This is a genomic window from Chitinimonas naiadis, assembly GCF_054780835.1.
Window position 1 is genome coordinate 1 of the sequence record NZ_BAAGVO010000002.1, and the last position, 24,088, is coordinate 24,088.

A 24,088-nucleotide genomic window follows, 5' to 3' on the forward strand; every position below is an offset into this window, starting at 1 on the left:
AGGCTCCCCTTAAGACACCTCGATCAGTGATGATCGGGGTGTTTTGCTTTGTGCGGGCGGTAGGTGCAAAGACAGACGCCCTGACCGTTCCCGGCGGATACGCAGTAAAATGCGCGGCAATGTGCAGACCTGCACCGTCACGCTGACGCCGCCGTGGAGCACGGCGAATCTCTTACCTCCGGAAAGCATGTACTCCCCATGAAGATTACAAAGAATGCCGCTGTTACCGTGCGGATGAAGGTTACCGATACCCAGGGTCTGGTCTACGACGAAGGCAAGCAGCCGGTTGCCTACCTGCACGGCGACTACGACAACCTGTTTCCCAAGCTTGAGGAAGCGCTGGAGGGGCAGGAGGCCGGCTTCCAGACCGCACTTGAGCTGGCAGCCGAAGACACGTTCGGCGAGCGTGACGAAGCGCTGGTCACCACCATGCCCAAGGCGGAATTCCCGGCAGGTGTCAAAGTCGGTGGACAGATCCAGCGCAGGGGCCCAGAGGGTGAACCGCGCTACTACTTTGTTACCAAGATCAAGGGGCCGACGGTATTGCTCGATGGCAACCATCCCCTGTGTGGCAAGACGCTGCGTTTCGCGCTGACGGTCGTCGCCGTACGTGAGGCCACCGCTGAAGAAATCGAACACCAGCATGTACACGGTGAGCACGGCCATCATCACTGAGCGTCGCTGACAGCGGCTTGCCGCCAGGTGAGCGTGCGTGCGACACAAAGCCCCGTCGATGACGGGGCTTTTGCTTGTTGATCGCCGGGTGTGGCGTGACTGTTTTCCAGCATGGCGCATCCCACCCGCATGGCGCTATGCTGATCTCTTCAAGGAGGGCTGCCATCGTGTTCGGAATCACTGATCTTGGATTGTTTGTCGCCGGCACCATCGCCATCGTGCTGCTGCCGGGCCCCAACTCGCTCTATGTACTCACGGTTGCCGCCCGCAATGGCATACGTGCGGGCTACGCGGGCGCGCTGGGGGTGTTCTTTGGCGATACCACGCTGATGCTGCTTACCGCACTGGGCGCCGCCTCCGTGCTGCATGCCTATCCGCTGCTGTTTGCCGGTGTGCGCCTGGTTGGCGCCGCCTACCTGGCCTACCTGGGCTTACGCCTGCTCCTGGCTGCCTGGCGCGCCTTGCGAGAAGTCCGGGAGGGCGGTGCCGCAGAAGCCGTGCGCCGCGTGGCGGAGACCGCCCTGATCGCCGAACACAGCGCCATAGCGATCGCCCGCAAGGCTTACGTCATCAGCCTGCTCAATCCCAAAGCGATCCTGTTCTTCCTGTCCTTCTTCGTGCAGTTCGTCGACACGCACTATGCCTACCCGGCACTGACCTTCCTGGCGCTGGGTACCATCGTCCAGGTGATCAGCCTGCTCTACCTGAGTGCCATCGTATTCGGTGGTGCCAGGCTGGCCCAGGCCTTTGCCGGGCGCAAGCGGCTGTCCGCCTTCCTGAACAGCACGGTGGGCCTCTTGTTCATTGCCTTCGGTGTGAAGCTGGCCAGTTGACGCCTACTGGTGGCAATACGGTGCGGCAAAATACAAAAAGCCCCAACCAACGTTGGGGCTTTTTGCTTGGTCGTGACCCGGACGGCGCCGGCTTGGTGCGCGTTCCTGATGAGCTCAGGAGGCGAGGCTGACATGCTTGCCGGTGAAGTCCTGCTTGGCAGGCTTGCCATGCACCACGATATCGCCCGAGCCTCGCGCATTGGCACTGACCGATTCGCTCGCATAGGCCGTGATGTCGCCCGAGCCCATCAGCTCAAGCTCCGCAGTCTGCGACCGCAGTTCCTCGAACTTCAGGTCACCGGAGCCCATGACGCTACCTTTGAGGCTCTTGGTCTTGCCCTCGGCCGCGATGCTGCCGGAGCCCTTGACGGTCGCTTCGAAACTATCGACCTCCACCTTGCCCAGCCGTACATCACCGGAACCCAGGACATCAACCTTGACCGAGGCCGGGGAGAGCTGCTCACCCACGAAGTCACCCGAGCCGACCATGCGCAACGTCAGGGCGCCGAGCTTGCCACTCAGCTGCGTCTCGCCGGAACCGGTGGACTCCACCTGCAGATCGCCACCATTGAGCCCCGCCAGCTGCACATCGCCCGAACCTGTGTGCTTCAGTTCGCGCAGGGATGGCGTCACCACGATCACCTTGACGGTCTGCTTGGAGGAGAACGAGCGCTTGGTACTGATCACCAGCTTGTCACCGACCTGCGCCGTCTGGATGTACTGCAGCAGGTTCTCGTCACCCTCGACCGTCAGGCTGGGGGTGTCGCCGATACGGGCTTCCACATCGATCGCGCCGGAGGAATCCAGCACCGTGAAGGCCTTGAGCGGACGTGTTTCGGAGGCCATCTTGCCATTGCCCTGCACCCCGCCGATGCTGCCGATGGAGACATGGATGTTCTTCACATCACCGCTCTTGTCGTCGTTATCCACGCTGACAGTACACGCGGCCAACGGTAGGCAGCACGCTAGTAACCAAGCTGTTTTCATCGCCTATTTCCTCGTTAAGTAAACATTCTTATTGGTATGTTATATCCAGCGGGCCGGAATTGCACGCTCAATCGTCACCGCGATTGTTCAGGCCGGCATCGACGACGGCATGGGTGAGATGCGGCGCAAAGCGTTCGATGAAGGCGTAGGTGTAGCCTCGCAGATAGGCATCACGCCGGATGCCGATATGGGTGGTCGAGGGTTCGAACAGGTGCGAGGCATCGATCGAGAACAAGCCGATATCGCGCTTTACATCGAATGCCATGCTGGCAACGATGCCAATACCCAGCCCCAGGCCCACATAGGTCTTGATCACGTCGGTATCGATAGCGGTCAGCACCACGTTCGGCGTCAGGCCCGCCACCTCGAAGGCACGGTTGATCTTGGAGCGGCCGGTAAAGGCGAAGTCATAGGTGATGATCGGATACTTGGCGACGTCCTCGATCTTCACATTGCCCTTGATATCGAGCAGCGGATGGTTGTCCGGCACGATGATGCTGCGGTTCCAGCTATAGCAGTCGAGCATGGCCAGCTCGGGGAACTGGTCGATACCCTCGGTCGCAATGGCGATATCGGCCGAGCCATCCATGACAAACTCGCAAATCTGCATAGGGCTGCCCTGCTTGATCGACAGCTTCACCCCGGGGTAGCGCTGCATGAAGTCGTGGATCGTGTTCGGCAGGGCATAGCGGGCCTGGGTATGCGTGGTTGCCACCACTAGGCTGCCCTCCTGCTCATTGACGAACTCCTCCGCCACGCGCTTGAGGTTCTTCGCCTCGCGCAGGATACGTTCGGAGATCTTCAGTATTTCCTTGCCTGGCGCGGTGACATCAACCACCCGCTTGCCATTGCGCACGAACACCTGTACCCCCAGTTCATCTTCCAGCAGGCGGATCTGCTTGGAGATGCCGGGTTGCGAGGTATGCAGCGCTTCGGCCGCATCGGAAACATTGAGGCCCTGCTTGGCGACTTCGACGAGATAACGCAGTTGTTGCAGCTTCATGACCCACCCTGGCGATCTATTTGAAATAACTGAGCTTTATAAAATCTTAACACAACAGTCTTTTATGATTATTTGCTCTTAGCGCTACGATCAAAGGCTGGCCTTTCTACGCCGACCGGATTTGCGCAACATAAGCGCAAACCGTCGTCTCCCCACATGGAGCCCGAACCATGACCGCACCACTTGCGCCCGAATTACAGGCCAAGCTCGACCATACCCTGCTGTTGCTCCGGCGCATCGCCCAGGAACACAGCCCCGCCGTATTCGCCAACTCGCTCGGCGCCGAAGACATGGTGCTGACCGACCTGATCGGTCGCCACCAGATCGATATCGGCATCTTCAGCCTGGATACCGGCCGCCTGCCGGCCGAAACCTATGAGCTGATGCAGGAAACGACAACGCGCTATCCCGTGCTGCCGATCAAGGTCTATTTTCCCAAGGCCGAATCGGTCGAGGCTTACGTCAACGAGCAAGGTATCAACGCCTTCTATGGCTCGATCGAGGCCCGCAAGGAATGCTGCCGCATCCGCAAGCTGGAACCACTGGCCCGCGCCCTCGCCGGCAAGACCGCCTGGGTGACCGGCCTGCGCCGCGAGCAATCGACAACCCGTACCGATATGGCCGAGCAGGAGTGGGATGCCGGCAACGGCCTGACCAAGTTCAATCCCTTGCTGGACTGGACCGAAAAGGAAGTCTGGGCCTACATCAAGGCCTATGACGTGCCCTACAACGCCCTGCACGACAAGCACTATCCCAGCATTGGCTGCGCCCCCTGCACCCGGGCCATCGCCGTTGGAGAGGACGTTCGCGCCGGCCGCTGGTGGTGGGAGAACCCGGATAGCAAGGAGTGCGGCCTGCACGCCAAGGTCAGCAGTCTCCCCGTTCGATAGAGTCCCAATCAAAGTCGATTGCACTGCCAAATGAGTTACGGCATAATGCGCGGCTTCGCGGAAAGGTGGATGAGCGGTTTAAGTCGCACGCCTGGAAAGCGTGTATAGGTTAATAGCCTATCGGGGGTTCGAATCCCCCCCTTTCCGCCACGATCTCAGAGCCTCGGTTGGTTTTCCAACCGGGGCTTTTTGTCGTTTGGCGCGATGACGGGTTCGGGCGCTTGTATTGTTCAGCCCGCCATTTATTTCGGGACGGGCTAGTCAGATCAGATACGCCGGCGTAAGCCGGCTTTTTTGTGCCTGCAAACAACAGCTGGTCGGAATCGGCTTGCCATCCTTTTCTTTTTGTATATAACATACCAGTAAGAATGTTTATTCGAAAAGGTGAGTCCCATGCGCTCCGCAACCCTGTTGGCCCTGTGCCTGCCCCTGGCGGCCTGTAGTGTGTATGTCGATAGCGAGGGCAAGGAGCCGGATAGCGGCAAACTGCATATCTCGATCGGCGGCTTTGGTGGCATCAAGGGCAATGGCAAACTGGCCTCGGAGGCACGACCCATCACCGCGCTGCGTGTCGTGGAGTCGGACTCGGTCGTCGACGTGATGGTCGAGCTGGTACCCGGCAGTACGCCGACCCTGCAGGTGGAGGCGGACGAGAACCTGCTATCCAAGATCAGCACCGTGCAGGAGGGCGACAAGCTGGTGATACGCACCAAGGGCGCCTTCTCCACCGACCAGCATGTCAGGGCGATCCTCACGCTGCCGACGCTGGCGCGCGTCAGCAACCAGGGCTCGGGCGACATGACGGTACGCGGGCTGGATGCCGAGCGCTTCGAGCTCGATGCCAGCGGCCCCGGCGATGTCACGCTCAAGGGCAAGGTCAAGCAGCTGCAACTGGCCAATTCCGGTTCCAGCGACATCTCCCTAGAGGGTGTCGAGGTCGGGCAGTTGAAGTTGCGCCTGTCAGGCCCCGGCGATGTCTCCATCGATGGCCATATCGCCGATCTGGATGCGCGCCTGTCGGGCTCCGGGGATCTGCAGCTGTCTGGCCTCAGCGGGGCAGCCAATATGCGCCTGGATGGCCCCGGCACGGCGACACTGGTCGGCAAGATCACCAGCTTGCAGGCATGGCTTGGTGGTAGCGGCGGTATTGCGGTGCAGGGCCTGGACGGTGGGACGGTGGGAATCGAAGGCCATGGTCCTGGCGACGTCGAACTGAGCGGCAAGGCTAGTGGCCTGAAAGTGGCGCTCAGTGGCAGTGGCAGCCTCGACGCCAGCGGCCTGAGCGTGACCGATGTGGACGTGATCTTGAGCGGCCCTGGGGATGTCACGCTGGGCAGCGTGCAGGCGGAACGCTTCAATGCGCATCTGTCCGGCTCCGGCGATCTGGCGGCATCCGGCAAGACCAAGCAACTGGCGGTGGAAGTGTCCGGTCCGGGTAATGCGGTATTGTCCGGTCTGGTGGCGCAGGATGCCGACCTGCAAACCTCGGGTTCCGGTGATATCACCGCCGGTGTGATGGCGACCTTGCGAGCCCATACCAGCGGTCCCGGCGAGATTCAGGTGCATGGCAAGCCTGCCGTTCGTGAAATGCAGGGCAGGGGGATCATGGTGCAAGGTTGACGGTACCTGCTGCCAAAGACAATCGGCCCGGTCTGACCGGGCCGATTGTCTTTGGCATCCAACTCGGCAAAACGAGCCGATCAGGCGGGGCGTTGCTGCCACTGGGTGAGAAATTCCGGAATCTTCTCCGCTGGCAAGGGCGGCGCAACCAGGAAGCCCTGCATCTCGTCGCAGCCCATCTGTTCGAGGAAGTCGAGCTGGCCGCTGGTTTCCACGCCCTCGGCGATCACCTTGAGCCGGAGGTTCTTTGCCAGGCTCACCACGGCACCGGCGATGGCGGCATCGTCCGGGTCATTGAGAATATCGATGACGAAGGAGCGGTCGACCTTGAGCTTGTCGAGCGGAAAGCGCTTCAGGTAGGACAGCGAGGAATAGCCGGTGCCAAAGTCGTCGATCGCGAGCCTGACGCCCATGCGCTTGAGCGCGTTGAGGGTCAGGATGGCTTCGTTCACATCGTCCATCAGCGTGCTCTCGGTCACTTCCAGTTCCAGCCACTGGGCGTCCAGGCCGGCGCTGGAGAGCGCCTCCGCCGCGACGAGTTCCAGTTGCTCGGCAAACTGCCGCGCCGAGACGTTGACCGCGACCGGGGCGTGCAGGATGCCGGCTTCCTGCCAGGCCTTGTTCTGCCGGCAGGCTTCCTTCATGGCCCATTGCCCCATGGGCACGATCAGGCCGGATTCCTCGGCAGCCGGGATGAAGCGGTTCGGCGGCACCAGGCCCAGGTCCACATGGCGCCAGCGCATCAGCGCTTCCATGCCGATGACGGTACGGGTCTTGAGATCGATCTGCGGCTGGTAGTAGAGCAGCAGGTCACCGTTAGCCAGGGCCTGGCGCAGATGGTTGTCCAGCAGCAGGAACTCCGCACTGCGCTGGTTCATGTCCTGGGTGAAGAAGCGGAAGGTGTTGCGACCGGCCTTCTTGGCCGCCTGCATGGCCGTCTCGGCATGCTGGATCAGGGTCTCGCGCTCATTGCCATCGTCCGGGTAGACGGCGATGCCGAGACTGGCTGTGGTGGTCAGGTCCTGGTCGCTGATGCGATGGGGCTGCGCCAGCGTCTTCAGCAGCCGGCCGGACAAGGCAGCGGCCTGGTCCGGGGTGTCGATCTCCGGGATCAGCAACACGAACTGGTCGGCACCGTAGCGGCTGACGGTCATGTCGGCGGCGGTATGCTCGCGCAGGCGTTGCGCCATCGTGCGCAGCAACTGGTCACCCTGCGTATTGCCGAGGGTGTCGTTGATGGCCTTGAAACGGTCGAGGTCGACAAACAGCAGGGCCATGCGATTGCCGACCCGCTCCGCCCGCGACATGGCCTGGGCGATCCGGTCTGCCAGCAAGGCTCGATTGGGCAGGCTGGTCAGCGCATCGTAGTAGACCAGCCGTTCCAGCTGCTGCTCGAAGCGTTGCCGCTCGGTCAGGTCGGTAAAGATGGCGAGATAGTGCTCGATCTCGTTCTTGGGATCGCGCACCCGGACCACGGTCTGCCAGGTAGTGAGCAGCCGGCCGTTACGGCAGCGGTAGACGACCTCGCCTTGCCAGGTGTTGTCGTACTCCAGCGCGTGCCAGATGTCCTGATAAGGGTTGTGGCTATCGGGGCCGGCGGACAGCAGGGTCTGCGGGAATTCATTGATGATCTCGTCGGCATCGAAGCCGGTCAGATCGGTGAAGGCGGGGTTCACCAGCCGTATGCGCTGGTCGGCACCCAGGACCATCAGCCCCTCGGTGGTGTGCTCGAACATCATCATCGCCAGCCGGGCACGCTCTTCGGTCGTGACCTGGTCGGTCACGTCCTGGGCAAAGACGATGACGCCCACGATGCGGCCGCTGGCCTCGCTCATGGGTTCGATCCGGACATCAAAGCAGCGGTCGCCCTTGGCGCGGGTTGGCCGCCAGGCGCGGAAATGCGCGCTGGCGCCACCCAGGGCCTTGCTCAGGGCGGGCTGTATGGTGCTCTCGAAGCCGACGGCGTCAAAGACGTTGCTCGCGTGGTAGCCCAGCAGGTTGCGGCGTTCGGTGGCCCCGTACATGCAGGTTGCATCGTTCACGAACCGACACAGCAATGCTTCGTCGAACACCAGTACCGGGTCGTCGGCATTGCGTAATAGTGCATCCAGCAGGAGTTGGGCGTTCGAGTCGACCAGCATCGAGAGCGGGCTCTTATGATTTGTCCCAATCACTTTAGCTGATTCTTGCACCAGCGTCCTTTTGGCAATGTGCCGGGGACGAACGGGCGCTACAATCATCGGCTCACCGAGGGGCATCCATGATCGTTACCTATCCGAATAGTCCATATCGCCTGCACCAGCCGTTCCCCCCTGCGGGCGACCAGCCCGTGGCAATCGACCAGTTGGTGGAAGGGCTGGAGGATGGATTGCGCTTCCAGACATTGCTGGGGGTGACCGGTTCCGGCAAGACCTACACCATGGCCAACGTGATCGCCCGCACCGGGCGGCCGGCCATCGTGATGGCGCCGAACAAGACCCTGGCGGCACAGCTGTATGCCGAGTTCCGCGAGTTCTTTCCGGAGAACGCGGTCGAGTACTTCGTCTCCTACTACGACTATTACCAGCCCGAAGCCTACGTACCGAGCCGCGACCTGTTCATCGAGAAGGATTCGCAGATCAACGAGCATATCGAGCAGATGCGGCTGAGTGCGACCAAGGCCATCCTCGAGCGGCCGGATTGCATCGTGGTGGCGACCGTCAGTGCGATCTACGGTATCGGCGACCCGTCCGAGTACCACAAGATGATCCTGCATGTGCGCGAGGGCGAGAAGATGCCCCAGGCCGAGCTGGTGACCCGGCTGGTGCAGATGCAGTACGAGCGTAACGAGATCGACTTCAGCCGCGGTACCTTCCGCGTGCGCGGCGACGTGGTCGACGTCTTCCCGGCGGAAAACGCCGACCTGGCCGTGCGTATCGGCATGTTCGACGACGAGATCGAACAGATCCAGCTGTTCGACCCGCTGACCGGTCACATCAAGCAGCGGGTGGGGCGGTTCACGGTGTTCCCCTCCAGCCATTACGTGACCCCGCGCGGCACCGTGCTGCGGGCGATGGAGACCATCAAGACCGAGCTGCGCGACCGGCTGGAGTTCTACCATCGCGAGCACAAGCTGGTGGAGGCGCAGCGCCTGGATCAGCGCACCAAATTCGACCTGGAGATGCTGCAGGAGATGGGCTTCTGCAAGGGCATCGAGAACTACTCGCGGCACTTTTCCGGCAAACCGGCCGGCTCGCCACCGCCGACGCTGATCGACTACATGCCCAAGGGCAGCCTGATGTTCCTGGACGAGTCGCACGTGATGATCGGCCAGATCGGCGCTATGTACAAAGGCGACCGCTCGCGCAAGGAGAACCTGGTCGACTATGGCTTCCGCCTGCCCAGCGCGCTGGACAACCGGCCGCTGAAGTTCCAGGAGTTCGAGGGCATGATGCCGCAGACGGTGTTCGTCTCGGCCACCCCGGCCGCCTATGAAGCCGAACACCAGGGCAAGGTGGTGGAGCAACTGGTACGGCCTACCGGCCTGGTCGACCCGATCATCGAGGTACGGCCGGTCGGTACCCAGGTCGACGACCTGATGAGCGAGATCAAGAAGCGCACCGCCGTCGAAGAGCGGGTGCTGGTCACCACCTTGACCAAGCGCATGGCGGAGCAGCTGACCGACTATTTCACCGAGCACGGTATCAAGGTGCGCTACCTGCATTCGGACATCGACACCGTCGAGCGGGTGGAGATCCTGCGCGACCTGCGGCTGGGCGAATTCGACGTGCTGGTGGGCATCAACCTGCTGCGGGAAGGCCTGGACATCCCGGAGGTGTCGCTGGTCGCGATCCTCGACGCCGACAAGGAAGGCTTCCTGCGCAGCGAGCGCTCACTGATCCAGACCATCGGTCGGGCTGCCCGTAACCTCAACGGCACCGCCATCCTCTATGGCGACCGGATCACCGAGTCGATGCGCAAGGCCATCGACGAGACCGAGCGTCGTCGTGCCAAGCAGATCCAGTTCAACACCGACAATGGCATCACGCCGCGCGGCGTGGTCAAGCGCATCAAGGACATCATCGACGGGGTCTACGACGAGGATGCCGCCCGCGCCGACCGGTTGGAGCGCAAGCAGCAGATGCTGCTGGAGGACATGGACGAGAAGACCCTGGCCAAGCAGCTCAAGGCCATCGAGAAGGCGATGATGGAGGCGGCCAAGAACCTGGAGTTCGAAAAGGCGGCCGAGCTGCGAGACCAGTTGCACAAGCTGCGCGAGCGCGTCTTCGGCGCGGCTTAATTGGTGGGGGTGGGTTCCTGGCTACGGGCCACGAATACCCAGTCCGAGTAATGCCGCTGGCCACGGAAAGCGGCGTCGTCAGGCTCGAACAGGTCGATCTTGATCGGTGCGGCCGGCGAGCTGCTGGCGATAGCCATGATGCCGCCATCCGGGTGGCGTATCAGCCGCCAGTCGTTCTGGCCGGTGATGGGGTCGGGGTACAGCGTGCGCAGGTGACGCTTCAGGGTGGTGAAGCGGGCGTCATGCAGCAGTTCCTGCAGGCTTTGCGGGTAGCGCCGCAGCCCCACCGGCTTGGCAAGGTAGTAGCTCGACAGTGCGTCGCGGTAGGCGGCGCCGACAAACAACAGCTCCTGCTCGGCCTGTCGCCGTTGCACCACGCTACCCAGCAGCACGCTGGCGCTGGCGGCTACCCCCAGGCTGGCGATGAAGATCAGCAGCGCGATATAGCTGAAGCCTGCCTGCCTATGCCGGATGGGGGGCGCGTAGCTCATAGTGATGAATAAGGCCGTCCGTCCGCGGTTGTGCCCTCGGCACCGCTTTTCAGGTCATAGATGCCGCTGCCCCGCTCGGGCTCGACTGCGATCAGGGTCCAGTGGCTGGAGCTCTCCAGGATCGGGTCCATCGGCAGGCTGCGCAGGTAATGCTTGTCGACCAGCTCGTCGAGCGTCGCCGGATAGTGGCCGGTATCGCCAAAGAATTTGTCGATCGCCCCGCGCACCGTCTGCAGGTTGTCCTGCAGGACCGCGACCTTGGCATTGTCGAGGCTATGGAAATAGCGCGGCACGGCCAGGGTCAGCAGGACCGACACAATGGCCAGTACCACCAGCAGTTCGATCAGGGTAAAGCCCTTACCAGCGGCGGTAGGGTAGGCCATTGAGCCCCACTCCTTCTGCCCTGGAATACACGTCGTACACATCCACGCCCTCTTGCGGTTCATCAGCCGTGCTGGCGTAGCTGCGCTTGCCCCAGCACTGATCGAGTCCTTGCTGCTCGCTGGCGGCACACCAGGGATCGGTCGGGATGCGACGCAGGAAATAGAGCTTGCCGCCCTTGGGGTCCAGCTGGTCCGGCACACCGTCCACCAGCACCATCAGCGAGGCTGGATAGCCGCTGGCGCCCTGGTCACGCTGGATGCGGCCCGAGTCGAACGCGCGCTTGTAGGCATCCAGCGCGCCACGGATCTCACGCAGGGCCAGCTTCAGGTCCTGCTCCTTCACCCGCTGTATCGCGACCTGGGCCGACGGCACCACCAACATGGCCAGCACCGCGAGGATGGCCAGCGTCACCATCAGCTCGATCAGCGTAAAACCGCGATGGTGGCGAACAGCCCCGGCGCTGCGCATCTCAGTGGTCCAGCCGCAGGACATGGACCGGCAAGGCCGGCGACAAGGTGCGCCCGTCGATGGCCTGTGGCGCCGCGCTCAACAGCGACAACTGGGCCTGGCTCGCATCGGTACTCAGCACCTTGGCCGTCACCGTCGCCAGCACGCCGGCACCCTTGGCGCCGGTGGCGCTCGACAACACGCTGTTGATCATGACCTGGCCGGCATCGATCTGGGCGTTGAAGGCCGTACTGCCGACCGCCTTCAGGTAATCCCCCTCGTTGACCTTGATGATCTCGAGCACCTGCGGGTCGTAGGCCAGGACCAGCGGCATGCCGTTCACCGCCAGCTCGGACTGGTAGTACAGGCGCAGCTCTACCGTATCGCCCACCTTGGCCTGCTTGGGGCCGTCCCAGCGCAGGATGCCGTCGATCGCCGTGGCGGTAGACCGTACTTCGGCGGCAGCCGGGCTGGGCTCCGCGCTGGTGGCAGGCGCCGACGTGGCTGGTGTCGGTACGGGGGCCGGCGCGTTCCCGCCGGACTGCTGCATGACGCCACCACCGCTGGTGCTGGATGCCGCCTTGCCGGTCGCCGACTCAAGCCGGGTGCGGCGGAAGTTGCTGTCGGTGCCGGAATCGAACTCCAGTATCTCGGCATCCGGCCGGCGGATATTGCGGATCAGCCGTGGGGTGATCGACAGCACGATCTCGGTCTTGGCGTTGTCGTTCAGATGACTGCCGAACAGCCGGCCCAGCAGCGGCACATCACCCAGCAGCGGCACCTGGTTGGCGGTGCGGCGGTCCTCGCTGTTGATCAGGCCGGCCAGCACCTGGTTCTCGCCATCGCGCAGGCGCAGCACGGTCGAGGCGGTCCGGGTGCCGATCTCGTAGGCGCGGGTGCCCTTGGTCTCCACCGTCTTCAGGATATTGCTCACCTCCAGGCCGGTCTTGATCGAGACTTCATCGTCCGGGTAGATCGTCGGCTCGACTTCAAGCTTGAGCCCGACGTCCACATAGGCCACCGATTCAGACGAGAAGCCGGTCGAAGTCAGGGTCGAGGTGATCACCGGTACCCGGCTGCCGATCAGGATCTTGGCCTTCTCGCGGTTGTGGGTACGGATGCGCGGGTTGGCCAGCAGGTTGGCGTCGGTATCCTGATCCTTGGCATTGATGACCATGGGGCTGACGGTGGCGCCGATGGTGCGGCTGTTCAGATGGCGCAGGTCGTTGAGCGTCAGACCGGTACCGTAGGCCGACTGCAGCGGCGTGAGCGAGAGCTGCTCCGGCCATTGCACGCCCAGCTCCATCAGCCGGGTGCGCTTCACTTCCAGTACTTCCACCTCCAGCATGACTTCCGGTTCCGGCAGGTCATGCAGGGCCACCAGTTTCTCGGCCTGCCGTATCACATCCGGACTGTCGCGCAGGATGATCATGTTGAGCTTGTCGTCCACCACCAGGTCGCGCGCCTTGATGATGGTCTTCATGGTGGCGGCCACCGCCTTCGCCTCGGCATTGGCGAGGTAGAAGGTCCTGACCACCATGGGCTGGTAGTCCTTGCGCTTGGCGGCGGTATCCGGGTAGATCAGCACGGTGTTCGCATCGAGCACGCGCTGTTCCAGCTGGTTGGTCAGCAGGATCAGGTTGATGGCCGATTCCACCGTGCTGTTACGCAGGTAGATCGAGGTCTTCTGATCGCTGCGCACATCCTTGTCGAACAGGAAGTTGAGTCCCGAGGTCCGCGCCAGGATGTCGAATACCGACTTCAGCGGTGCGTCCTTGTACTGCAGCGTGATCGGCTTGCGGTAACTGGCGGCGAGGCCGGTGTCATTGCTGCGCTGCCGCTGGGCTTCGTCGATCTGCCGCTGCAGGATCAGTGCCCTGGCATGGTCCGGCCGCTCCGCCAGGATGCTGCGCAGGCGGCTCTGTGCCGTATCGGCGTCCTGCTTGGCCCAGGCCTGCTCGGCATCGGCATACATTACGTCGCGGCGGCGCTCGGTCATGACGTTCTGCAAGCCGCTGCGGGCGCGGGCGTAGTTGGGGTCCTGGGCCAGTACCTGCAGATAGCCCTGTTCGGCCTCGGCCAGGTTGCGCGCCGCAAAGGCTTGGTCGGCCTGCTGCAACTGCTGCCCCAGCAGCCGGTCGCGGGTGCTCAGGTAGGCGATCCGGTACTCGGCGGAATCCGGCGCCAGCGTGCTGGCCTCCTTGAGCTTGGCCAGTCCCTGGCCGAAATTGCCCTGGGCCAGGTGTGCCTGGCCGTCGCGGTAGGCCGTCTGGGCTGCGCAGCCTGCCAACAGGCAGGCCAGCCCGATGCCCAGCAACTTGCCGGCCCGCGGTGCGGCCAGGGTATGCAAACGATATAACCTCATTCTTCGCCTTGTCCGATCACTAAGGTCTGCCGCATATCGAGCGGCAGGTAGGTCAGCATCATGTTCGGTGGGCGGATTTCATCCACCCGGTAGTTGCCCAGCAGTTTGTCGCCGCTGTGCACGATCAACGTCTGGTTTGCGGCATCGAGGTAGACCTCCCAGACGCCGTCCTCAAGCTTCTTGCCCAGGAACTGGAAAGGTAGCGGCGGTGCCGTCGGCACGGGCGCGACGGTGGCGACGGGCGGAGGCGCCGTCACCGCAGGGGCCGGTAGTTGCCGGGCTGCAAAGGGATTACCCCCCGCCTGTTTGGCTGGCTCCTGCATCAGTTGCTCGCGAGGGATCAGTGCGATGGTGCTGGCTGGGACGATTGCCGGTGCAGGCCGGGCACTTGCCGACTGGGCGGCTGGCTTGGGCAGCGTGCCGGCCTGCGCCACCGGCGGCGGTTCATTGCCCCAGATGGCGAGGTAGCCCGCCAGCAGGAAGCCACCCAGCAGTAGCCAATGGCGCCGTTTCATCGCTTGCGCTCCGTGGCGGCCGGTTCGGGTGCGGAGATCGCGATGCGCGACCAGAGGCTGAGCTTGAGCGTGGCGTTCAGGTTGCTCTGCTCGGCGGATTCTCGCTTGAAGCTGAGATCGTCCAGCGACAGGTTGGCCTTGCCGCGCAGCAGGGTCTTGGCCAGGTCGCGGATATCCGCATAACTGCCGGTCAGCGGTAGCTGGATCTGCAAGCGCTGCAGGCCGGCCTTGCCCTGGGTGTTGAGGCTGTAGTCGGCCTCGGCCAGGTCCCAGCCTTCCTGCTCGGCCATGTCGAACAACTGCTGCAGATCCTGCTGCCGGTCACGGCCCTGGTCCAGCACCTGGTACAGGGCATCGTACTGGCCCTGCCCGGTGCCGGGGTGCGGGCTGGCGGTGGGTAGCAGGGCACTGGTGCTGGCCAGTGCAGCTTGCCGCCGGACCAGGGATTGCTCCGCCAGCGGCAGCGTCGCCCAGGCCAGGACGGCGCCTGCCACTAGCAGGCCGCCCAGCAGGCCTTGCCCGCCATGCCGGTGCAGATAGAGCTGTGCCCTCAGGCCCAGCTTGCCCAGTTGCTGCCGCAGGTCGGTCATGGTTTGCCCCCCGGCGTGGGCACATAGGCGATCAGGTCAAAGCGCACGCTGCCACCGGTGACGGTCTCGTCGCTGCGATGCTTGCGCAGGACCACATCGCGGAAAAAACCGGTCTGCCGTAGCGCGGCCAGATAGGCCAGCATGGTCTGCGGGTTGTCGCATTCGGCCGAAATGGCGACCGTGCCACTCTGCGGGTTGGGCGTGATCGCCAGCAGCGTCACCTTGGGGCTGGCCGCACTCTCGAAGGCGGCGAACCAGGCGGCCCAGGGCAGGTTGAGCTGATGGGTGGCATCGTTCAGTGCCTGGCGCTGCTGCGGTGGAATGCTCGACGGCGGGGCACTGGCGCGCGGGCTTTGCAGGAAGGCCTGCTGCACTCGTGCTTGCACAATCCGGTCGATCGCTGCAGTGCGTTGACGGATGTCGGCATGCCGCCAACCCGCCACCAGCAACGCCAGCAGGGCAGCCAGCCAGAGCAGTACCAGCCAGGGGGAGCGCTGGCCCAAGCCGCCGCCCAGCCCGAGTGGCGAAGCGGGGGAAAAATCGATCGCCAGGCGCTTCATGCCGCACCACCTTGCAGGGCCAGCCTGGCCGCGAGCGTGGCCGGTACGTTGGTACTGTCTGCGCTGAGTAGCAGGCGTGAATGCCAATCGCCAAACTGCTGCTCCCGGGGCAGCCAGCTGGCGATGCCCAGCCAGCACATCTCGGTGGGCAGGGCGGGGTGCTGTACCGACAACCTGCGCGCCTCGCCCGTCAGCAGGTCCAGCAGCGCGCTGGCCGTGGGCGGGCTGGCAAAATTCAGTTGCCGCACCGCCAACCAGCGATCCTGGCTGACCACGGCATAGGTCAGGCTGTGCTCCTGCGCGAGGCAGAACCAGCTGGCCGTCGGCAACTGGCCGGCATGGCGGTTCCAGTTGCGGACCAGGGCCGGTTGCAACTGCTGCAAGCGCCAGCCTTGTACATCGGCCAGTTGCACTACCGCATCGCACAGCGTGGCGGGCAGGGCGGTGGCAAGAAAGGGACGGTCGGCTGCCCAGTCGGCAGTGATACGCCACTGGCCGGCGCTTGTGCCGAACAGCTGTTCAAAGCGTGCCTGCGCCACCGCACGCAAGGTCGTCAGGCTGCTGGCGTTGGCCGGCGGCTGTACCAGCCAGTAGCGCGCCAGGCTATCGGCCACGCTGGCCTGCAGGCGAGGGCGCCACAAGCCGCGTCGTGGTGCTGGGGCCTGCTTCGACGATTGCAACTGCCGGGATAGTTGCAGCAAGCCGTCGTCAGCGGAGCTGGCCGAGAGCAGCGTGGTCTGGCCCTGCCCGTCCAGCAGGGCGACACCATCGTCGGCGATGCCGAGCGCGTAGCGATCAACCCATGAGCGTGACACGGCGTATCTCCTCCAGTGTGGTATGGCCGGCGGCGACCTGCTGCATGGCAGCCTCGAACAAGGTCTCGGTCCCGTTGCGACGGGCGACGTTCTTGATCTGGCGGATAGGGCGTTTGTCCACGATCAGTTCGCGCAACTCGTCGGTCAGGGTCAGGAATTCGGCGATGGCGCGCCGGCCCTTGTAGCCGGTGCCGCGACAATCGCCACACCCCTGGCCTTGCCGCAACTGGTAACCGGCGACCGATGCCTCGGTCAGCGCCATGGCGTGCAGCAGGTCGGCATCGGCGGGCACCGGCACGCTGCAATGCGGGCAGTTGAGGCGGATCAGCCGCTGTGCCCAGATGCCATTGAGGGCGGAGACAAACGCGTAGGGATCGATACCCATATGGGTGAAGCGCCCGAACACGTCGAACACATTGTTGGCGTGGACCGTGGTCAGTACCAGGTGGCCGGTCAGGGCCGACTGCACCGCGATCTCGGCGGTCTCGGTATCCCGTATCTCGCCGACCATGATCTTGTCCGGGTCGTGCCGCAGGATGGAGCGCAGCCCTCGGGCAAAGGTCAGGCCCTTCTTCTCGTTGACCGGTATCTGCAGGATGCCCGGCAACTGGTATTCCACCGGGTCCTCGATGGTGATGATCTTGTCGCGGCCGTTGTTGATCTCGGAGATCGCACCATACAGCGTGGTGGTCTTGCCCGAGCCGGTCGGCCCCGTCACCAGCAGCATGCCGTAGGGCTGGTTCACCAGTCGCCGCAAGGTCGTCAGCGAGGCCGCCTCGAAGCCCAGCGCCTCCAGCGTCAGGGCGCCGTGCTCGGCCACCATGGCCTGCTTGTCGAGGATACGGATCACCGCATCCTCGCCATGGATGCTCGGCATGATGGACACCCGCAGGTCGATCTCGCGCCCGCCGGCTTCCACCCGGAAACTGCCGTCCTGCGGCACCCGCCGTTCGGCGATATCCAGCTCGGCCAGCACCTTGAGACGGGAGATCACCTGTTCCGCCAGCAGCCGGCCGCTGACCTGGGTGATGGCATCGAGCACGCCGTCGATCCGGTACTTCACCGCCAGCCCGCCGGGCAGGGATTCGAGGTGGATATCGCTGGCAGCAGCCTTGAGCGCATCGTACAACGTGGAATTGACCAGCTTGACCGCCGGGCTGCCGCCATCGCTGGTAGTCAGAAAGCTCAGCTTCTCGGCCGCGCGCTCGTTCTGCCGCTGCTCGCCCTCACCCCACAGCAACTGGTCCACGGCCCGGACCGACTCCTCCTGGCGGGCAAGATAGGCATGGATATCCGCTGGCAAGGCCAGGTGGTACTGCACGGGCAGGCGGCACAGGTTTTCCAGCCAGACTGGCAGATCGGCATCGAACGGATCGCCGATCACCGCATGCAAGACTGCACTGCTGGCCTGACTGTCCCGCAGCAGCACGCAGCCGCGCCGTTGCGCCTGTGCCAGTGGCAGGAGATCGAAAGCCGACTGCAGCGCCTGCATATCGGTCGTTTCCATTGTCGGCAGGTGCAGCCATCGGCCCAGCGCACGCACGGCCTGGCGCGGGTCCAGTTGCAGTGATTCGCTCAGCGCATCCAGCACCGAGCCACCATTGCGGCCGGCGGCCAGCCGGGCAGCATCAATAAGGGCCGGGTCGAGTTGTGGTGCGTTCACAGGCTACCTGCCAGATCGAAAATGGGCATGTAGAGCAGGATCACGATACCGCCGATCACCAGGCCGATAAGGGTCATCAGCAAGGGTTCGAAAGTCTTGGTGAAACGCTCTATCCAGCGGGTGGTCTCCGCCTCGTAGAAATTCGCCGATCGGGTGAGCATGGCGCCCATCTGGCCGGATCGTTCCCCCACCCGCAGCATGCGCAGCGAGATTGGTGTACTCAGGGCATGGCGTTCAAACGCGTCGGACAGCATGCCGCCCTCGCGGATCGCCACCGTGGCAGCCGCCAGCCGCTCGCGGGCCTGCGGCGAGGCAACGCTCGCCACCATGCCCATGGCGGTGCTGATGGGAATGCCGCCTTCCAGCAGCATACCCAGGGTGAGATAGAGCCGCGACAGCTCCAGGATATGCAGCCGCTCGCCGATGCTGGGCAAGCGTGCGAGCGCGTTCTGCCAGGCACCGCTGGCGATCAGCCGGCGCAACTGCCAACCCGCCAGGGCCAGCAACGACAGCACCGCCAGTGCCACCGTCCAGCCGTTCTGGCTGACCATCTGCCCCCAGTCGAGCAAGAGTTGCGACAGCATGGGCATGGGCCGGCCGGTTCCCTGGTAGACCGCGGCGAAGCGCGGCACCACGAAGCCCAGCAAGAATAGCGCAACGCCACCCCCGACCGTCACCAGGATGGTGGGATAGATCGCCGCGCTGATCAGCCGGCTGCGTACTTCATCAAGCCGGATCTGGTAGTCGAGATAACGCGACAAGGCCTGCGGCAGCTCGCTGGTCCCCTCGGCCGCCTGCACGATGCCGACATACAGCGGCGGGAACACCTGCGGCTGGTGGGCGAGGGCGCTGGAAAAACGCTCGCCTTCGCGCAGCCGCTGCAGCAGGCCGTTCAGCACGGCGCAGGCATTGGGGCTGGATTCCTTGTCGAGCAATGCCTCGATGCTTTCCACCAGGCTCAGCCCTGCCTCCAGCAAGGCCAGCAGCTCCTGGCTGAACAACACCAGCGAGAACCGTCCCGCCTTGCCCAGCCGCTGCCGCTCGCCCGCCAGCTGCACCGACAAGACAGTCAGCTGCCGGGATTCGGCCTGGCGGCGCGCATCGGCCTCGTCGCTGGCATCGATAGCCAGCGTCTCGACCAGATTCTGCGCGGACAGGGCTTGCAGGAGGAACTGCATGGCGGCGGGTATGGCTCAGCGGCTGGCAATGTCGGCGTCGTCGCCGCTGCCGCCGGGCGTACCATCCTTGCCGTAGGACAGCAAGTCGTACTCGGTCGGCGAGAGCGCGCGGTACAGATAGGCGTGGCCCCAGGGGTCGAGCGGAATCGTCTTGGGCATGTAGGGGCCATTCCACTTGCTCAGTTCGGCGGGGCGAGTCACCAGCGCGCCTAGGCCCTGCTCGGTGGCGGGGTAGCTGCCAACATCCACCCGGTACGCATCCAGCGCTTTCGAGAACGCCTCCACCTGTGCGCGGGCGACAGTCTGTTCCGACTTGCCGATCTGTGAGAAATAGCGCGGCCCCACGTAGGCGGCGAGCAAACCGATGATGGCAACGACGACCAGGAGTTCAAGCAGGGTAAAGCCAGCGTAGCGAGCCAGTTTCATGGGAATCGGTAATTCCTAATTAATTAAATGCCTATATTGCTGGTGGCCGAAAGGGGTCGAGGCAGCGGAAGTGTAAGCGATTCCCCTTGTTTATTAGGGACTCATTCTATTTAAAATAAGGGAAAGTTAATAATCTAATTTAATACTATTAATCTGCTGCTTGAATTTATTGGGATTTGTCACTAACTGCGTTGTTCGGGGGTTTTTCTGGTTGTTGTTTTATTGGTACTGAAAGTAAAAGTTGTCTATCGCAGTTGCAGATTGATGCCCGCTCAGGAGTAGGATTCCCAGCGCTGTTCATCGGTCCAGGGAACCTCTGAACAAGTCTTCTTTAACCATCCGGCGAGATGGGTAGTTCTATGTATATCAATACCTTATGGCGCGGGCCAGGGTGAAGTCTTGTCCAGAGGTTCCTTGGAAATCCAAGCGTTTCTTGCAGGCAGGTATCGGGGTGCTAACCGCACCCCGCGTGCGTCCTTTTGCCTTGCAAGTGATTCAAGGTCAGCCCTCTCAGAATCCAAGGAGCGTCATGAATAACTTCATCAAGAAAGCCTTGTTGGCTTTAGCCGCCACTATGGCTTTGCCGGCAGTATTGGCAGGCCAGATAACCTTTGACCCAGCCGCGCCCAATATTTACGGCAGTGGCGAGAGTTTTACCGAGGCCGGATATAACCTCGATGTCGTCCCCCCGATTGGTGGTATTGCCGGCGGGCTTAACGGCGCCGTCGTTTCCAACGCCGATAGCTGTGTCGTGCTCGATTGCCCGATCGGCAACAGTAGCCAGTACTTCCTTGGCCTCAACGACGGTGGTCTCAAGATCAGTTTCGCGGCCGGTACCGGCTTCCGCCTGCTGAGCTTCGATGCCAGCTTTGTCGCCCCGGTCATCCTCAACCTGCCGTTCTCGGTTGCCCGCATCGTGGTTTTTGGCCACGACATGTCGAACAACGAGTACTGGACCAGCTTCGAGCTGCCCGGTCAGGAGGCCGACGGCTACTGGCACTTCAGCAGCTTCCTGTTCGATGCACCGGACGCCTGGTTCCGGGACGTCACCTTCCTTGCCTGCCTGACCAACGCAAACGGCCAGTGCGTAGCCGATGGTCAGAACCAGGCCCAGTTCGCGCTCGATAACGTGAGCGTGGTGCCGGAACCCGCTAGCTGGATGTTGCTGGGCCTGAGCCTCTTGGCCCTGGCTGCGTTCTACCGGCGCAAGCAGCAGTTCTGATCTTGCCCCTTCACTCCTCAATGGAAAACCAATCATGATCAGCAGACCCGCACAATGGGCCGCCATCGCGCTTGTTTCCGGGCTGGCTGCTACCGCAGCCGCCCAGGATGCTCGGCGCCCCTATATCGTCCAGCTTGCCGATAAGCCCGTCGCCTCCTACACCGGTGGCGTCAACGGCCTCAATGCCACCCAGCCTGCCTCCGGCCAGCGCCTCAATGTCCAGAGCGCCGACGTCCAGGCCTACATCGGCTACCTCGACAGCAAGCAACGCAGCGTCCTGGCCACCGTGGGCAATGCCCCGGTGATCTACGACTTCAAGCTCGTCTTCAACGGCTTCTCGGTCCTGCTGACCGATGCCGAAGTCCGCGCCCTGAAGAAAAACGCCGGCGTATCGTCCATCAGCCCGGACGAACCGCGCGAACTGCTCACCAACTACACCCCCAAGTTCCTGGGCCTCGACAAGCCGGGTACCGGCCTGTGGGCGCAACTGGGCGGCCCGTCGCTGTCGGGCGAGGGTGTGGTCATCGGCGTGGTCGATAGTGGCGTCTGGCCGGAGAACCCCGCCTTCGCCGATCGTCTCGATGCCCAAGGCAACCCGAGCTTCGACCCTGCTGCCCAGCAGGTCTACGGTGCGGCCCCTGCCGGTTGGTCCGGTACCTGCCAGACCAGCGCCAGCTTCCCGTCCTGTAACAACAAGCTGATCGGTGCGCAGGTATTCCGCGACACTTACGACAGCCTGATCGCACAAGGCCTCTACACCCCGCACTGGAGCGACTACAACTCGCCCCGCGACAACGGCGGCCACGGTACCCACACCGCCAGCACCTCGGGCGGTAACTTCAACGTAGCCACCAATGTCGGCGGCGTTGCGCTCGGTTCCGCCTCCGGTATCGCACCGCGTGCCCGCGTTGCGGTGTACAAAGTTTGCTGGAGCTATCAGGACCCGGCCAACCCTGCGCTGCCCAAGAACTCCTGCTTCAATGGCGATAGCGTCAAGGCCATCGACAAGGCCGTGGCGGATGGCGTGGACGTCATCAACTTCTCCATCAGCGGCAGCCAGACCAGCGTGACCGATCCGGTCGAGCAAGCCTTCTTCGGCGCAGCCAACGCAGGTGTGTTCGTGGCAGCCTCGGCCGGCAACAGCGGCCCGGCCAACCAGGTCGCCCACATCAGCCCGTGGCTCACCACCGTTGCCGCCTCGACGCATGATCGCTACTACGAAGGCACCAGCACCCTGGGCAATGGCAGCACCTATACCGGTGTGAGCCTCAACCAGAACCCGCTCGGCGCGACCGACGTGGTGCTGGCCCAGAACGTCGGTGTCGCCGGTGCCGTCGCACAGCAAGTGCGCGAGTGCTGGAACACTGGCGTGCTGGACCCGATCAAGGTCGCCGGCAAGGTCGTGGTGTGTGATCGCGGTACCGTCGCACGCGTCGACAAGAGCGCTGCGGTCAAGGCCGCTGGCGGCGTGGGTATGATCCAGACCAACACGACGGCCGCTCAGACCCTCAATGCCGACCTGCACACCATCCCGACCCTGCATGTGGACAACGTGACCGGTGCTGCCATCAAGGCCTACGTCGCGCTCGGTGGTGGTACCGCCACCATCAGCAAGGGTGTGCTCAAGTCCGGCGTGATCACCGCGCCGGTCATGGCAGACTTCTCCTCGCGCGGCCCGAACAAGGGTGACCTCAACACCCTGAAGCCGGACCTGACAGCGCCTGGCGTCGACATCCTCGCCGGCTACATCCCCAACCTTGACCAGGCCCAGCACGATGCCGTGGACAACGGTTCGGTCGTGCCGCCTGCCGCCTGGGACTTCCTGCAAGGCACCTCGATGTCCAGCCCGCACGTGGCCGGCCTCGCCGCGCTGCTGCGCCAGCAACACCCGACCTGGTCCCCGGCTGCCATCAAGTCCGCCTTGATGACCACCGGCTATGGCACCTTCAATGACGGCCAGCCTGGCCTCGCCAATGGCCGTCTGCCATGGGCCCAGGGTGCCGGTCATGTGAACCCCAATGCCGCTGCCGATCCTGGCCTGGTGTACGACGCCAACGCACTGGACTATGTCCGCTACATGTGTGGCATCAACGTGCTGTCGCCAGCAACCTGCTCCATCTACGGCACCATCCAGCCTTACAACCTCAACCTGCCGTCGATCACCGCTGCCAACGTACTCGGCCAGCTCACGATCACCCGTTCGGTCACCAACGTGGGCGCCACGCCAGCGACCTACACGGCCACGGCTTCCATCCCCGGCTTTGCCGCCACCGTCACGCCTTCCACCCTCACCCTCAACCCGGGCGAGAAGAAGAGCTTCAGCGTCCTGCTGTCGCGTACCACCGCCACCCAATCGGTCTGGCAGTACGGTTCGCTGGTCTGGAGCGATGGCACGCACACCGTCCGTAGCCCCATCACCGCTCGTGCCTCCCTGTTGTCCGCCACTGCCCAGCTGAACAGCGAAGCAGCGTCCGGTAGCAAGGTCGTCACCGTCGGTACTGGCTTCAACGGTGCCCTCACCGCACTCAAGGGCGGCCTGAAGGAAGCAGTCACCTTCGACGGCGTGGTCAACAAGTCGAACGATGCCGATGGTGGCGTTGCCTCCTGCGTCGCTGGTGATCCGACCGGTGGCGTCAAGGCGCACCAACTGGTCGTACCTGCCGGCAACCTGGTGACTCGCGTGGATCTGTACAACGCCGAAACCACCCATGGCGCCGCTGACGACCTCGACCTCATCGTCGTCAACAGCGCAGGTGCCGTCGTAGGTAGCAGCGGTTCCAGCACCTCGGATGAATCGGTGCAATTGCTCAACCTGCCGGCCGGTACCTACAAGGCCTGCGTGGTTGGCTACGCACCGCAAGGTGGCAGCACCGGCTACACCCTGTCGTCCTACGTGGTGAACAACGGCGATACCGGCGGTGACTTCAAGGTCCTGCTGCCGGCCAAGGCCTATGTCGGTGGTACCGCATCGGCCGCCATGAGCTGGAAGGGTCTGGCCGCAGGCAAGCGTTACCTCGGTGCCGTGCGTTACGTGGCCGAGAACGTTGCCCAGGGCAGCACCGTCCTGCTGGTGGAAACCAACGATCCGCTGCCACTCAGCAGCGCGACCAGCCGCAATGGTTCAGTCGATCCGCGTATCTGATCG

21 protein-coding genes and 1 tRNA gene are annotated in these 24,088 nt (G+C 63.4%); 8 read left to right on the forward strand and 14 right to left on the reverse strand.

The window, feature by feature from the left end; all coding sequences use genetic code 11:
- The first annotated feature begins 198 nt into the window (after positions 1-198).
- On the forward strand, positions 199-675 hold the full coding sequence (locus tag ACYVHK_RS02295; RefSeq protein ID WP_460527178.1) for an FKBP-type peptidyl-prolyl cis-trans isomerase: 477 nt from the start codon (positions 199-201) through the stop codon (positions 673-675).
- Between the two features lie 167 nt (positions 676-842).
- Positions 843-1,508: a LysE family translocator gene (gene leuE, locus ACYVHK_RS02300; protein ID WP_460527180.1), complete on the forward strand. Its 666-nt coding sequence runs from the start codon at positions 843-845 to the stop codon at positions 1,506-1,508.
- Positions 1,509-1,622: 114 nt separating this feature from the next.
- On the opposite strand, the gene ACYVHK_RS02305 is transcribed toward leuE, so the two are convergent.
- Together ACYVHK_RS02305 and cysB are read right to left on the reverse strand one after the other, a co-directional pair.
- Entirely contained in the window at positions 1,623-2,495 is an 873-nt protein-coding gene (locus ACYVHK_RS02305; protein ID WP_460527182.1) for a head GIN domain-containing protein, read from the reverse strand.
- 67 nt (positions 2,496-2,562) lie between these two features.
- Positions 2,563-3,498, reverse strand: a complete 936-nt coding sequence (gene cysB, locus ACYVHK_RS02310; RefSeq protein WP_460527184.1) for a CysB family HTH-type transcriptional regulator — start codon at positions 3,496-3,498, stop codon at positions 2,563-2,565.
- A 170-nt stretch (positions 3,499-3,668) separates the two neighbouring features.
- On the opposite strand from cysB, the gene ACYVHK_RS02315 reads away from it, so the two are divergent.
- From ACYVHK_RS02315 to ACYVHK_RS02325, 3 genes are all read left to right on the forward strand, one after another.
- Positions 3,669-4,388 carry an adenylyl/phosphoadenylyl-sulfate reductase gene (locus ACYVHK_RS02315; RefSeq protein WP_460527187.1) on the forward strand — a complete coding sequence of 240 codons (720 nt, stop codon included), beginning with the start codon at positions 3,669-3,671 and terminating at the stop codon, positions 4,386-4,388.
- A gap of 59 nt (positions 4,389-4,447) precedes the next feature.
- Positions 4,448-4,538: transfer RNA gene (locus ACYVHK_RS02320), tRNA-Ser, on the forward strand.
- Positions 4,539-4,781: 243 nt separating this feature from the next.
- Positions 4,782-6,008: a head GIN domain-containing protein gene (locus ACYVHK_RS02325; RefSeq protein WP_460527189.1), complete on the forward strand. Its 1,227-nt coding sequence runs from the start codon at positions 4,782-4,784 to the stop codon at positions 6,006-6,008.
- 80 nt (positions 6,009-6,088) lie between these two features.
- Here ACYVHK_RS02325 and ACYVHK_RS02330 read toward each other — a convergent pair whose 3' ends face one another.
- On the reverse strand, positions 6,089-8,149 hold the full coding sequence (locus ACYVHK_RS02330; RefSeq protein ID WP_460527191.1) for a putative bifunctional diguanylate cyclase/phosphodiesterase: 2,061 nt from the start codon (positions 8,147-8,149) through the stop codon (positions 6,089-6,091).
- Between the two features lie 119 nt (positions 8,150-8,268).
- Here ACYVHK_RS02330 and uvrB point away from each other — a divergent pair, with 119 nt between their 5' ends.
- Positions 8,269-10,287: an excinuclease ABC subunit UvrB gene (gene uvrB / locus ACYVHK_RS02335; protein ID WP_460527193.1), complete on the forward strand. Its 2,019-nt coding sequence runs from the start codon at positions 8,269-8,271 to the stop codon at positions 10,285-10,287.
- On the opposite strand, the gene ACYVHK_RS02340 is transcribed toward uvrB, so the two are convergent.
- The 11 genes from ACYVHK_RS02340 to gspG are packed head-to-tail and all read right to left on the reverse strand — an operon-like array spanning position 10,284 to position 19,721.
- Positions 10,284-10,778 carry a type II secretion system protein gene (locus tag ACYVHK_RS02340; protein WP_460527195.1) on the reverse strand — a complete coding sequence of 165 codons (495 nt, stop codon included), beginning with the start codon at positions 10,776-10,778 and terminating at the stop codon, positions 10,284-10,286. The genes uvrB and ACYVHK_RS02340 overlap by 4 nt on opposite strands.
- Positions 10,775-11,161 carry a type II secretion system protein gene (locus ACYVHK_RS02345; RefSeq protein ID WP_460527197.1) on the reverse strand — a complete coding sequence of 129 codons (387 nt, stop codon included), beginning with the start codon at positions 11,159-11,161 and terminating at the stop codon, positions 10,775-10,777. Before ACYVHK_RS02345 ends, ACYVHK_RS02340 begins: the two co-directional genes overlap by 4 nt.
- Positions 11,136-11,630, reverse strand: coding sequence for a type II secretion system protein (locus tag ACYVHK_RS02350; RefSeq protein ID WP_460527198.1), 495 nt, complete (start codon positions 11,628-11,630; stop codon positions 11,136-11,138). Before ACYVHK_RS02350 ends, ACYVHK_RS02345 begins: the two co-directional genes overlap by 26 nt.
- A 1-nt stretch (position 11,631) precedes the next feature.
- A complete protein-coding gene (locus ACYVHK_RS02355) occupies positions 11,632-13,974 on the reverse strand; it encodes a cohesin domain-containing protein (protein ID WP_460527200.1) in 2,343 nt (780 codons plus the stop codon).
- Complete coding sequence (locus tag ACYVHK_RS02360) at positions 13,971-14,489, reverse strand: hypothetical protein (protein ID WP_460527202.1); 519 nt, start codon at positions 14,487-14,489, stop codon at positions 13,971-13,973. Before ACYVHK_RS02360 ends, ACYVHK_RS02355 begins: the two co-directional genes overlap by 4 nt.
- On the reverse strand, positions 14,486-15,079 hold the full coding sequence (locus tag ACYVHK_RS02365) for a hypothetical protein (protein ID WP_460527204.1): 594 nt from the start codon (positions 15,077-15,079) through the stop codon (positions 14,486-14,488). Before ACYVHK_RS02365 ends, ACYVHK_RS02360 begins: the two co-directional genes overlap by 4 nt.
- On the reverse strand, positions 15,076-15,639 hold the full coding sequence (locus ACYVHK_RS02370) for a hypothetical protein (RefSeq protein ID WP_460527206.1): 564 nt from the start codon (positions 15,637-15,639) through the stop codon (positions 15,076-15,078). The genes ACYVHK_RS02365 and ACYVHK_RS02370 overlap by 4 nt, the downstream gene beginning before the upstream one ends.
- Entirely contained in the window at positions 15,636-16,454 is an 819-nt protein-coding gene (locus ACYVHK_RS02375; RefSeq protein ID WP_460527208.1) for a hypothetical protein, read from the reverse strand. Before ACYVHK_RS02375 ends, ACYVHK_RS02370 begins: the two co-directional genes overlap by 4 nt.
- Entirely contained in the window at positions 16,435-18,117 is a 1,683-nt protein-coding gene (locus ACYVHK_RS02380; protein ID WP_460527210.1) for a GspE/PulE family protein, read from the reverse strand. The genes ACYVHK_RS02375 and ACYVHK_RS02380 overlap by 20 nt, the downstream gene beginning before the upstream one ends.
- Positions 18,114-19,295, reverse strand: a complete 1,182-nt coding sequence (locus ACYVHK_RS02385; RefSeq protein WP_460527212.1) for a type II secretion system F family protein — start codon at positions 19,293-19,295, stop codon at positions 18,114-18,116. The genes ACYVHK_RS02380 and ACYVHK_RS02385 overlap by 4 nt, the downstream gene beginning before the upstream one ends.
- 15 nt (positions 19,296-19,310) lie before the next feature.
- Positions 19,311-19,721, reverse strand: a complete 411-nt coding sequence (gspG, locus tag ACYVHK_RS02390) for a type II secretion system major pseudopilin GspG (RefSeq protein ID WP_460527214.1) — start codon at positions 19,719-19,721, stop codon at positions 19,311-19,313.
- A gap of 529 nt (positions 19,722-20,250) precedes the next feature.
- Between gspG and ACYVHK_RS02395 the strand changes: the two genes are divergently transcribed.
- The gene (locus ACYVHK_RS02395; protein WP_460527215.1) at positions 20,251-20,943 is read left to right on the forward strand and encodes an NF038120 family PEP-CTERM protein; all 693 of its coding nucleotides are present in this window, start codon (positions 20,251-20,253) and stop codon (positions 20,941-20,943) included.
- A gap of 34 nt (positions 20,944-20,977) precedes the next feature.
- Positions 20,978-24,085, forward strand: coding sequence for a S8 family peptidase (locus ACYVHK_RS02400; RefSeq protein WP_460527216.1), 3,108 nt, complete (start codon positions 20,978-20,980; stop codon positions 24,083-24,085).
- The last annotated feature ends 3 nt before the right edge of the window (positions 24,086-24,088 follow it).

Excerpts from the sequence above, each read along its gene's own strand:
- ACYVHK_RS02295 (WP_460527178.1), top strand. The coding sequence starts at position 199 with ATGAAGATTACAAAGAATGCCGCTGTTACCGTGCGGATGAAGGTTACC.
- ACYVHK_RS02305 (WP_460527182.1), bottom strand. The coding sequence starts at position 2,495 with ATGAAAACAGCTTGGTTACTAGCGTGCTGCCTACCGTTGGCCGCGTGT.
- cysB (WP_460527184.1), bottom strand. The coding sequence starts at position 3,498 with ATGAAGCTGCAACAACTGCGTTATCTCGTCGAAGTCGCCAAGCAGGGC.
- ACYVHK_RS02315 (WP_460527187.1), top strand. The coding sequence starts at position 3,669 with ATGACCGCACCACTTGCGCCCGAATTACAGGCCAAGCTCGACCATACC.
- ACYVHK_RS02325 (WP_460527189.1), top strand. The coding sequence starts at position 4,782 with ATGCGCTCCGCAACCCTGTTGGCCCTGTGCCTGCCCCTGGCGGCCTGT.
- ACYVHK_RS02330 (WP_460527191.1), bottom strand. The coding sequence starts at position 8,149 with ATGCTGGTCGACTCGAACGCCCAACTCCTGCTGGATGCACTATTACGC.
- uvrB (WP_460527193.1), top strand. The coding sequence starts at position 8,269 with ATGATCGTTACCTATCCGAATAGTCCATATCGCCTGCACCAGCCGTTC.
- ACYVHK_RS02340 (WP_460527195.1), bottom strand. The coding sequence starts at position 10,778 with ATGAGCTACGCGCCCCCCATCCGGCATAGGCAGGCAGGCTTCAGCTAT.
- ACYVHK_RS02345 (WP_460527197.1), bottom strand. The coding sequence starts at position 11,161 with ATGGCCTACCCTACCGCCGCTGGTAAGGGCTTTACCCTGATCGAACTG.
- ACYVHK_RS02350 (WP_460527198.1), bottom strand. The coding sequence starts at position 11,630 with ATGCGCAGCGCCGGGGCTGTTCGCCACCATCGCGGTTTTACGCTGATC.
- ACYVHK_RS02355 (WP_460527200.1), bottom strand. The coding sequence starts at position 13,974 with ATGAGGTTATATCGTTTGCATACCCTGGCCGCACCGCGGGCCGGCAAG.
- ACYVHK_RS02360 (WP_460527202.1), bottom strand. The coding sequence starts at position 14,489 with ATGAAACGGCGCCATTGGCTACTGCTGGGTGGCTTCCTGCTGGCGGGC.
- ACYVHK_RS02365 (WP_460527204.1), bottom strand. The coding sequence starts at position 15,079 with ATGACCGACCTGCGGCAGCAACTGGGCAAGCTGGGCCTGAGGGCACAG.
- ACYVHK_RS02370 (WP_460527206.1), bottom strand. The coding sequence starts at position 15,639 with ATGAAGCGCCTGGCGATCGATTTTTCCCCCGCTTCGCCACTCGGGCTG.
- ACYVHK_RS02385 (WP_460527212.1), bottom strand. The coding sequence starts at position 19,295 with ATGCAGTTCCTCCTGCAAGCCCTGTCCGCGCAGAATCTGGTCGAGACG.
- gspG (WP_460527214.1), bottom strand. The coding sequence starts at position 19,721 with ATGAAACTGGCTCGCTACGCTGGCTTTACCCTGCTTGAACTCCTGGTC.
- ACYVHK_RS02395 (WP_460527215.1), top strand. The coding sequence starts at position 20,251 with ATGAATAACTTCATCAAGAAAGCCTTGTTGGCTTTAGCCGCCACTATG.
- ACYVHK_RS02400 (WP_460527216.1), top strand. The coding sequence starts at position 20,978 with ATGATCAGCAGACCCGCACAATGGGCCGCCATCGCGCTTGTTTCCGGG.